Origin of the sequence: Pseudomonas sp. FH4 (genome assembly GCF_000510915.2) — a bacterium.
In the GTDB taxonomy this organism is placed as follows: Bacteria; Pseudomonadota; Gammaproteobacteria; order Pseudomonadales; family Pseudomonadaceae; genus Aquipseudomonas; species Aquipseudomonas brenneri.
This window is the reverse complement of the sequence record NZ_AOHN01000002.1, coordinates 326,505-334,996: the sequence shown is the minus strand read 5'-3', so window position 1 is coordinate 334,996 and position 8,492 is coordinate 326,505. Positions and strand designations below refer to the sequence as shown.

Here is an 8,492-nt window from a genome sequence, read left to right as displayed (position 1 = left end):
ACCCCAAGAAATTGGATTGGTGTCCAACTTCTTGGGGGCAGTCCAACATTGTGGGAGCTGGTTTCTGTGGGAGCCGGGCTTGCCCGCGATGCTGACACCTCGATTTATCAGAAATACCGAGGTGATGCTATCGCAGGCAAGCCAGCTCCCACACAAGCCAGCTCCCACATTAGATTTGCGGTGTTTTTAAGCCCGTATCAGTTCCAGCCCGCGCGATCCATCAGGCGAATCGCTTCGGCCTGGCGCTTGCCCGCGACTTCCACCGGCAGGGTATCGGCAACGAACTTACCCCAGGCAGCTACTTCTGCAGACGGCTGTACCGCCGGGTTGGCCGGGAACTCCTGGTTCACGTCAGCAAAGATCTTCTGTGCTTCTGGGGTGGTCATCCACTCCACCAGGGCCTTGGCCGCCTCCGGGTGCGGTGCATGCTTGGTCAGGCCAATACCCGACAGGTTGACGTGCACGCCACGGTCGCCCTGGTTCGGCCAGAACAGTTTGACGCCCAGGTCCGGCTTTTGCTTGTGCAGGCGGCCGTAGTAGTAGGTATTGACGATGCCGACATCACATTGCCCGGCGTTGATCGCTTCCAGCACGGAAACGTCATCGGAGAACACGTCAGTGGACAGGTTACTCACCCAGCCCTTGATGATTTCTTCGGTCTTGGCCGCGCCATGGGTCTCGATCAGGGTGGCGGTCAGCGACTGGTTGTAGACCTTTTTCGCCGTGCGCAGGCACAGGCGGCCTTCCCATTGCTTGTCGGCAAGGGCTTCGTAGGTGGTCAACTCACCCGGCTTCACGCGGGCAGTGGAGTAGGCAATGGTCCGCGCCCGCAGGCTCAAGCCGGTCCAGGCATGGCTTGCAGCACGATATTGCGCAGGGATGTTGGCGTCGATCACCTTGGAGGTGAACGGCTGCAGGATGCCCATCTGCTCGGCTTGCCAGAGGTTGCCGGCATCCACGGTCAGCAGCAGGTCGGCGGTGGCGTTCTCGCCTTCGGCCTTGATGCGCTGCATCAGCGGCGCTTCCTTGTCGGTGATGAACTTGATCGGGACGCCGGTCTTCTTGGTGTAAGCGTCGAATACCGGCTTGATCAGCTCGTCGATACGAGAGGAGTAGACCACTACTTCGTCAGCCGCCTGGGCGGTCGTGCTGGCAATCAGGGTGAGTGCCAGGGCAGTCAGGAGGCGCTTGGGTGCCAACATGGGTGCGGTCTCTCGTAATCGAAGGAGTGCAAATGATAAGGACTCACATTTAGCATCTCAACCGAACACTTGGTGGAGGCGTTACGAGATGTTGCATAACTGGATTCTGGGGTGCGGCAACTGGCCTCAGGGCTTGGCCAGATCCGGTAGATCCCCGGTCAACCCCAGCGCCTGGCGCACAAACAGCGCCTTGGCCTCGGGCATCTGGTCGACCATCTTCAACCCGGCATTGCGCAACCAGCGCAACGGCAATTGATCAGCCTGGAACAACCGCTCAAAGCCCTCCATTGCCGCCATCAGCGCAAGATTGTGGGGCATGCGCCGGCGCTCGTAGCGACTGAGCACCTTCACATCGGCCAAGCGCTCACCGCGCTCGGACGCCTGCAGCAGCACCTCGGCCAGCACCGCCGCGTCGAGGAACCCCAGGTTAACGCCCTGCCCCGCCAACGGGTGGATGACATGGGCCGCATCGCCAATCAGGGCCAGGCCTTCGGCGACGTAACGCTTGGCGTGACGTTGGCGCAGTGGCACGCACAGGCGTGGGTCGGCACTGACCACGGTGCCCAACCGGCCTTCAAAGGCACGTTCCAGTTCGCGGCAGAAGGTTTCGTCGTCCAGGGCCATCAGGCGTTCGGACTCGCTCGGTGTGGTTGACCAGACGATGGAACACCAATCTTCCTGGCCATCGCGCACCAATGGCAGGAACGCCAGCGGCCCGTGGTCGGTAAAACGTTGCCAGGCCGTGCGCTGGTGCGGCTGGCTGCTGCGTACGCTGGTGACAATGGCGTGATGCAGGTAATCCCATTCGCGGGTGGCGGTGCCGGTCAGGCGGCGTACCGCCGAGTTGGCCCCGTCCGCGGCGATCACCAATGGCGCGCGCAGGGTGCGGCCATCGGCCAGGGTCAGCAGCCAGTCGTCGCCGGAGCGGCGCATCTGCTCCAGGCGGGCATTGGCCAGCAGGCCCAGGTCGCAGTCGTGCAGGCGGTCGAGCAAGGCGTCCTGGACCACGCGGTTTTCGACGATATGCCCCAACACTTCGGCATGCACGCTGGCCGCCGAAAAGTGGATCTGCCCGGTGCCGCTGCCATCCCAGACCTGCATCTCGCCGTACGGGCTGGCGCGGCGGCTGGCAATGCCATCCCACACCCCCAGGCGCTCAAGAATGCGATGGCTGGCCGCCGACAAGGCACTCACTCGCGGTTCAAAAGGAGCCGCGGCGTCGAATGGCTTGACGCTCAACGGGCTGCCGTCGAGCAGCAGCACTTGCAGGCCACTGCCTTGCAACGCCAGCGCCAGGGCGCTTCCGACCATTCCGGCCCCGACAATCAGCACATCTGCGCGCATGTCCATGCTTTAAGCCTGTCTCGCTGGCGGCTTGCGCCGCACGTAAAGGGTTTTGTCGACGCGCGCCACCAGGGTGCCGGAGCCGTCATGAATCAGGACCTTGAGGTGGGGCAAATACTTCTCGCCACCTGCGGTCTGTCGACGAATTTCATCCAGCAAGGCGTCGTCGATGGAAAATTCGGCATACACCGGGCCTTTGCCCGGCGAGATGAAATCGATGCTGGCGGCCTTATCCCAGACGATGTAGTCGCGCCCCAGGTTCTCCATCAACAGCAGCATGTAGAACGGGTCGACCATCGAATACAGGCTGCCGCCAAACTGGGTCCCGACATAATTGCGGTTGTACCAGCCCAGGCCCATGCGCACCTTGGCGTGACGAAAATCCGCACTCAGGTGCTGCACCCGAACCCCAGCCCCCAGGTACGGCGGGTATAGGCTCAAGAACCAGCGCAACAACCGCGCCTTGCCCAGGCGCTCGATCAGCCACTTACGCATCGGGGCGCGTACCCAGGCCCATGGCCTGCCGAGCGAACCAGCGCTTGGCCGGCGGCAACAGGTCCAGGCCCAGCAGGCCCAGGTTGCGGCCCATGGCGACCAGTGGTTGGCCGCTGCCGAACAGGCGGGTGACCTGGTCGGAGAAACCCACGGTCATTTGCTGATCCAGGCGCTGGCGTTCGCGGTAGGCCTGCAAGGTCGCCAGGTCGCCCGGTATTGCCGGCCCGCCCAACAACGCCTCGGCCAATGCATAAGCGTCGCGCAGCGACAGGTTGAAGCCCTGGCCGGCAATCGGGTGCAGGCTGTGGGCGGCGTTGCCGAGGATCACCAAGTGCGAGCGCACTTGCTCCTCGGCCTCCACCAGCGTCAGCGGATACAAATGACGCGCGCCGACCTGTTTCAAGGTGCCCAGGCGGTAGCCGAACACGCCCTGCAACTCACTGAGGAAGCTGCGCTCATCCAACTGCGCCAAGCGCTGGGCGTCCATGCCGACACGGGTCCAGACTAGCGCACAGCGGTTGTCCGCCAGCGGCAACAAGGCCATCGGGCCCTCGTCGGTGAAACGCTCGAACGCCTCGCCGTTATGCGCTTCGCTAGGGGTGATGTTGGCGATCAGCGCGCTCTGGTTATAGGGACGCTGTTTGACGCCAATACCCAACTGCTCGCGCAAGCCGGAGCGGCCGCCATCGGCCAGTACCGCAAGGTCGCACTCGATGACGGTTTCATCGTTGAGGGTCAGGCGGTAGCCGTCGGCCAGCGGTTCCAGGCGGCTGACTTCAGCCGGGCAACGCCAACTGATCACGTCCTTGTCCAGGCCTTGCCACAGGCACTGCCCGAGCCAGGCGTTTTCCACCACGTAGCCCAGGGCCGGCACGCCTTCTTCCAGCGCCGACAAGCGGGCGGTAGAGAAGCGGCCACGATCGGAAACGTGGATTTGCTTGATCGGCTCGGCACGCCGAGAAATGTCCTGCCACACGCCCAGGCGCTGGTAAATCTGCCGCGCACCAAACGACAGCGCCGAAGAGCGGGCGTCGTAGCTCGGCTGATAGCTGTCGCCGGGAGCGAAGGGTTCGATCAACACGATCTTCCAGCCCCGGGCCTTGGCCCCGGCCTGCAACGCCAACGCCAGGCTGGCGCCCACCAGGCCGCCGCCGATAATGGCCAGGTTGACCCGGCTCATCGGGCGGCCGCCATCAGTGCTTCGATCTCGGCCACGGTCTTGGGTACGCCGCCGGTCAGAATTTCACAGCCTTGCTTGGTCACCACCACGTCATCCTCGATGCGCACGCCTATGCCACGCCATTTCTTTGCCACGTTCTGGTTGTCCGGGGCAATGTAGATGCCCGGCTCCACGGTCAGGGCCATGCCCACTTCCAGCACTCGCCACTCGCCGCCGACCCTGTATTCGCCGACATCATGCACATCCATGCCCAGCCAGTGTCCGGCGCGGTGCATATAAAAAGCCTTGTAGGCTTCGCTGGCGATCAACTCGTCCACATCACCCTGCAACAAGCCCAGCTTCACCAACCCGGCGGTGATGACGTGCACTGTCGCCTCATGCGCCTGGTTCCAGTGCTTGTTCGGTGCGATCTGCGCAAAGGCGGCTTCCTGAGAGGCCAGCACGACTTCATAGATCGCTTTCTGCTCGGCGGAAAACTTGCCATTGACCGGCCAGGTGCGGGTGATATCGCTGGCGTAGCAGTCGATCTCACAGCCGGCATCGATCAAAACCAGATCACCGTCCTTGAGCAACGCGTCATTCTGCTGGTAGTGCAGGATGCAACTGTTGCGCCCCGACGCGACGATGGAGCCATAAGCCGGCATCTTCGCCCCGCCCCGGCGGAACTCGTAATCAAGCTCGGCTTCCAGGCTGAACTCATGCAGCCCGGCGCGGCTGGCCTGCATCGCCCGGATATGGGCAGCGCAGGAAATCCGCGCAGCTTCGCGCATCACCTTCACTTCTGCGGCGGATTTATACAGGCGCATGTCGTGAAGCAGATGATCCAGGGCAACGAATTCGTTCGGCGGCTGCGCGCCGAGGTGCGCCTTGGAGCGGATCACGTTGATCCATTCCATCAGGTGCCGGTCGAACTCGGCATTGCTGCCCATGGCCGAGTACACCCTGTCGCGACCTTCGATCAGGCCGGGCAGGATGTCGTCGATATCGGTAATCGGGAAAGCATCGTCGGCGCCGTATTCGCGAATCGCGCCTTCGGTACCGGCGCGCAGGCCGTCCCACAATTCGCGCTCGGCATTGCGTTCGCGGCAGAACAGCACGTATTCGCCATGGGCGCGGCCCGGCATCAACACAATCACCGCTTCCGGTTCGGGGAAGCCGCTCAGGTACTGGAAGTCGCTGTCCTGGCGGTAGACATGCTCGACATCACGGTTGCGGATCGCCACGGCGGCGGCCGGCAGGATCGCGATGCTGTTGGGTTCCATCTGCGCCATGAGCGCCTTGCGGCGGCGGGTGTATTCCGCTTTGGGGATATGGATCATGGGCAGATGGGTTCCCTCTCTTAGTGCAGCGACGGCTTGGGCGCTGCGGGCTCAGCGGACTTTTTGGTCTCGGTGAACAGCAGCAGCGGCGCGACGCGCAGGTATTCCATGACTTCCATGTAGTCACCTTCGCCGTCTTCGGATTCTTCCAGGGCATCTTGCACCTGGGAGATGGCTGCCAAATCCTGCAACACTTCCTTGGCGTCGCTGCTCAACTCCAGGCCACCGGCATTTACGCCAAAACCATGGAGGAAGCCCTGGCACCATTGGCCCAGTGCGGCGGCGCGTTCGGCGAGCGGGGCGTCATCGCTTGGCAGCAGCAGGACCACAGTGACGTCATCACCGGTCAGTTCGCCCTTGACCATCTCTTGTAGGCCGATCAAGGCATTGCGCACGTTGTCCAACGGCTCGGTTTCCAACAGCTCGGCAACGTCAGCCAGCCAGTTGTCGGCGTCAAAGCCAACACCGGTGCAACTGCGGCCCAGCAGCACGCCGTGCAGTTCGGCAGGCGAGCAAGGATGACCGCTGGAGCTCAGCAGTTTGGAAAAAGCGTCGTACGGGGAGTTCTGAATAGGCATGATGAGCTAGGCGCCAGGCGGCGCGATGTCTAGAATGAAGCGCTGTATCCTAGCACCGGCAGACGCACCCGACTATCAAGGGCGTCAGATCGTTTATCCTGCAGTTGCCATTCATCAGACAAATCCAGTGGAACCCCATGGAAGACACCGACTTGCAAGCGCTGATGGCCAGACTCGAATTGCTAATTACCCGGGTCGAGCAACTAAAGAGTCAAAACGGACTCCTATTAGCTCAGGAAAAGACCTGGCGCGAGGAACGCGCTCACCTCATTGAAAAAAACGAAATCGCCCGGCGTAAGGTCGAATCGATGATTTCGCGCCTGAAGGCCCTGGAGCAAGACTCATGAGTTCAAGCAATAGCGTCACCGTGCAGATTCTCGACAAAGAATATTCAATCATCTGCCCCCAGGAAGAGCGCAGCAACCTGGTGAGCGCCGCCCGCTACCTGGATGGCAAGATGCGTGAGATCCGCAGTAGCGGCAAAGTCATCGGCGCCGACCGTATCGCCGTGATGGCCGCGCTGAACATTACCCACGATCTGCTGCACAAGCAGGAACGCCCTGACGTACAGGCCAACGGCTCGACACGCGAGCAAGTGCGCGACCTGCTGGAGCGCGTTGACCTGGCTCTTTCCAACGATCAAGAGCAACCCAAGGGCTGATTGCAGCGGCTGTTTGGGGTATACTCGCTTCACTCCCTGGCGTGCTTGCCAGTCGGCGATGTCCCTGAGCCGATTCGCACTACCCTGGAAGTTGCACGTTGGGCTGGTGTGCATGTCCGCTAGACGGAAAGCCTTAAAGCCTACTGCATCTTCCACCTTGAACTTTCGGGTTCAAGGGCTAAGTCGACAGCGGTTCTGTCGGGGAGCCTGATTCCCAAACTCAATGCCAGTCCCCGGACTGGCATTGTTGTATGAGCCGACCACCATGACCGAACCTGCGCCGCTTTCCCGTCCGCAACTTCGACGCATGTTACGCAAGGCCCGCCGTGCCCTGACGCCGAGCGAGCAGCGCCAGGCCGCCCTTGGCCTGTATCGGCAACTGGCACAGCACCCGCTGTTTCGCCGGGCCAAACATATTTCCCTGTACCTGCCGATGGATGGTGAAATCGATCCGCGCTTGCTGCTGCGCGCGGCCCAGCGCCGAGGCAAGGCCACTTACCTGCCGGTGCTCAGCGCCTGGCCGCGGACCAAGATGGTGTTCCAGCGCGTGCGGCGCGGGGAAAAACTCAAAGCCAATCGCTTCGGCATTCTTGAGCCACGGGCCAACCTCGGACAACAGCGCAAAGTCTGGGCACTGGACCTGGTGTTGTTACCGTTGGTGGGCTTCGACGATGCCGGTGGGCGACTGGGTATGGGTGGCGGTTTTTATGACCGCAGCCTGGCCTATCTTTCGCGCCGCAGTCACTGGCGCAAGCCAACCCTGTTGGGCCTGGCCCATGAATGCCAAAAAGTCGAACGACTGGCGCAGGCAAGCTGGGATGTGCCGCTGGAAGGCACCGTTACCGATAGGACGTGGTATGTCGCAGAGGGGACGCCGCTGGAATCAACGGCGCCAAAATAGAGTCAGCGCTTGAACAATTGTGGCTGCTGCTGTTGTGCAAGTTCAACGGGGGCTTCGGTCTTGTTCGACCACAAGCTCTGTGCATACCCGGTGGTCACGACGCCCAGACCGAACAAAATAACCAAAATCCATAGTAAATCCGGTTTGCGTTTCATCGATTGCCCCCCTTCAGGCATATCACACACGATGACAGCAACGTTCCAAAGTAGTCCGTTCCAGCTGCGTCAAGCTTAAAATCCCGGCATTCTGCGTTAACGTGAACCAACACGCAAACCTTGACGTCAACCGACCGTCGGTTTGTCATGAAAGTGACGCACAACCTGCCCAATCCCCTGCAAAGGAGCAAAAACCATGGCCTATTGGCTGATGAAATCCGAGCCCGATGAGCTGTCCATCAAGGGCCTGGAAAACCTCGGCGAAGCGCGCTGGGATGGCGTGCGCAATTACCAGGCGCGCAACTTCCTGCGGGCCATGGCCGTGGGTGATGCGTTCTTCTTCTACCACTCCAGTTGCCCGGAGCCGGGGATTGCCGGCGTAGGGAAAATCGTCGAAGCGGCTTACCCAGACCCGACAGCGCTGGAACCTGACAGTCATTACTTCGACGCCAAGGCCACCCCGGAAAAAAATCCGTGGAGTGCGATCACCGTTGCCCACGTCGAAACCTTCCCCAAAGTCCTCGGGCTCGGCTACCTCAAACAGCAGACCGCCCTGGCTGAACTGCCACTGGTGCAAAAAGGCAGTCGCTTGTCGGTGATGCCGGTGACAGCCGAGCAGTGGGCGGCAATCATGACCCTGCGCTAGCGCCTAAAGGG

11 protein-coding genes and 1 other RNA gene are annotated in these 8,492 nt (G+C 61.6%); 5 read left to right on the top strand and 7 right to left on the bottom strand.

Going from position 1 to position 8,492, the window contains the following annotated elements; genetic code table 11:
* Positions 1 to 197 precede the first annotated feature (197 nt).
* The 6 genes from H097_RS02370 to H097_RS02345 all read right to left on the bottom strand — a co-directional run bounded on the left by H097_RS02370 (position 198) and on the right by H097_RS02345 (position 6,118).
* Positions 198 to 1,202 (bottom strand): extracellular solute-binding protein, encoded by a 1,005-nt coding sequence (locus H097_RS02370; protein ID WP_032856975.1) that lies wholly within the window; start codon positions 1,200 to 1,202, stop codon positions 198 to 200.
* 126 nt (positions 1,203 to 1,328) lie between these two features.
* Complete coding sequence (locus H097_RS02365) at positions 1,329 to 2,546, bottom strand: 2-octaprenyl-3-methyl-6-methoxy-1,4-benzoquinol hydroxylase (protein ID WP_191982816.1); 1,218 nt, start codon at positions 2,544 to 2,546, stop codon at positions 1,329 to 1,331.
* Positions 2,547 to 2,555: 9 nt separating this feature from the next.
* Positions 2,556 to 3,041 (bottom strand): DUF4442 domain-containing protein, encoded by a 486-nt coding sequence (locus H097_RS02360; protein WP_032856973.1) that lies wholly within the window; start codon positions 3,039 to 3,041, stop codon positions 2,556 to 2,558.
* Positions 3,034 to 4,221: a 2-octaprenyl-6-methoxyphenyl hydroxylase gene (gene ubiH / locus H097_RS02355; RefSeq protein WP_032856972.1), complete on the bottom strand. Its 1,188-nt coding sequence runs from the start codon at positions 4,219 to 4,221 to the stop codon at positions 3,034 to 3,036. The genes H097_RS02360 and ubiH overlap by 8 nt, the downstream gene beginning before the upstream one ends.
* Positions 4,218 to 5,540 carry a Xaa-Pro aminopeptidase gene (gene pepP / locus H097_RS02350; protein WP_032856971.1) on the bottom strand — a complete coding sequence of 441 codons (1,323 nt, stop codon included), beginning with the start codon at positions 5,538 to 5,540 and terminating at the stop codon, positions 4,218 to 4,220. Before pepP ends, ubiH begins: the two co-directional genes overlap by 4 nt.
* Positions 5,541 to 5,560: 20 nt before the next feature.
* Positions 5,561 to 6,118 (bottom strand): YecA family protein, encoded by a 558-nt coding sequence (locus H097_RS02345; RefSeq protein WP_032856970.1) that lies wholly within the window; start codon positions 6,116 to 6,118, stop codon positions 5,561 to 5,563.
* 137 nt (positions 6,119 to 6,255) lie between these two features.
* Here H097_RS02345 and H097_RS02340 point away from each other — a divergent pair, with 137 nt between their 5' ends.
* The 4 genes from H097_RS02340 (at position 6,256) to H097_RS02330 (ending at position 7,680) form a co-directional block, all read left to right on the top strand.
* A complete protein-coding gene (locus H097_RS02340; RefSeq protein WP_007982902.1) occupies positions 6,256 to 6,465 on the top strand; it encodes a TIGR02449 family protein in 210 nt (69 codons plus the stop codon).
* On the top strand, positions 6,462 to 6,779 hold the full coding sequence (locus H097_RS02335; RefSeq protein WP_032856969.1) for a cell division protein ZapA: 318 nt from the start codon (positions 6,462 to 6,464) through the stop codon (positions 6,777 to 6,779). Before H097_RS02340 ends, H097_RS02335 begins: the two co-directional genes overlap by 4 nt.
* Before the next feature lie 30 nt (positions 6,780 to 6,809).
* Positions 6,810 to 6,988, top strand: a non-coding RNA gene (ssrS, locus tag H097_RS27440) — 6S RNA.
* A 56-nt stretch (positions 6,989 to 7,044) separates the two neighbouring features.
* Positions 7,045 to 7,680: a 5-formyltetrahydrofolate cyclo-ligase gene (locus H097_RS02330; protein ID WP_032856968.1), complete on the top strand. Its 636-nt coding sequence runs from the start codon at positions 7,045 to 7,047 to the stop codon at positions 7,678 to 7,680.
* 2 nt (positions 7,681 to 7,682) lie between these two features.
* Here H097_RS02330 and H097_RS28375 read toward each other — a convergent pair whose 3' ends face one another.
* On the bottom strand, positions 7,683 to 7,835 hold the full coding sequence (locus tag H097_RS28375; RefSeq protein WP_090292371.1) for a hypothetical protein: 153 nt from the start codon (positions 7,833 to 7,835) through the stop codon (positions 7,683 to 7,685).
* A gap of 196 nt (positions 7,836 to 8,031) precedes the next feature.
* Between H097_RS28375 and H097_RS02325 the strand changes: the two genes are divergently transcribed.
* Positions 8,032 to 8,481, top strand: coding sequence for an EVE domain-containing protein (locus H097_RS02325; protein ID WP_032856967.1), 450 nt, complete (start codon positions 8,032 to 8,034; stop codon positions 8,479 to 8,481).
* Positions 8,482 to 8,492 lie beyond the last annotated feature (11 nt).

Bases quoted from the DNA above. Each gene is read 5' to 3' on its own strand.
- H097_RS02360 (WP_032856973.1), bottom strand. From the start codon at position 3,041: ATGCGTAAGTGGCTGATCGAGCGCCTGGGCAAGGCGCGGTTGTTGCGC.
- H097_RS02340 (WP_007982902.1), top strand. From the start codon at position 6,256: ATGGAAGACACCGACTTGCAAGCGCTGATGGCCAGACTCGAATTGCTA.
- H097_RS02345 (WP_032856970.1), bottom strand. From the start codon at position 6,118: ATGCCTATTCAGAACTCCCCGTACGACGCTTTTTCCAAACTGCTGAGC.
- H097_RS02330 (WP_032856968.1), top strand. From the start codon at position 7,045: ATGACCGAACCTGCGCCGCTTTCCCGTCCGCAACTTCGACGCATGTTA.
- H097_RS02370 (WP_032856975.1), bottom strand. From the start codon at position 1,202: ATGTTGGCACCCAAGCGCCTCCTGACTGCCCTGGCACTCACCCTGATT.
- pepP (WP_032856971.1), bottom strand. From the start codon at position 5,540: ATGATCCATATCCCCAAAGCGGAATACACCCGCCGCCGCAAGGCGCTC.
- H097_RS28375 (WP_090292371.1), bottom strand. From the start codon at position 7,835: ATGAAACGCAAACCGGATTTACTATGGATTTTGGTTATTTTGTTCGGT.
- H097_RS02365 (WP_191982816.1), bottom strand. From the start codon at position 2,546: ATGCGCGCAGATGTGCTGATTGTCGGGGCCGGAATGGTCGGAAGCGCC.
- H097_RS02335 (WP_032856969.1), top strand. From the start codon at position 6,462: ATGAGTTCAAGCAATAGCGTCACCGTGCAGATTCTCGACAAAGAATAT.
- ubiH (WP_032856972.1), bottom strand. From the start codon at position 4,221: ATGAGCCGGGTCAACCTGGCCATTATCGGCGGCGGCCTGGTGGGCGCC.
- H097_RS02325 (WP_032856967.1), top strand. From the start codon at position 8,032: ATGGCCTATTGGCTGATGAAATCCGAGCCCGATGAGCTGTCCATCAAG.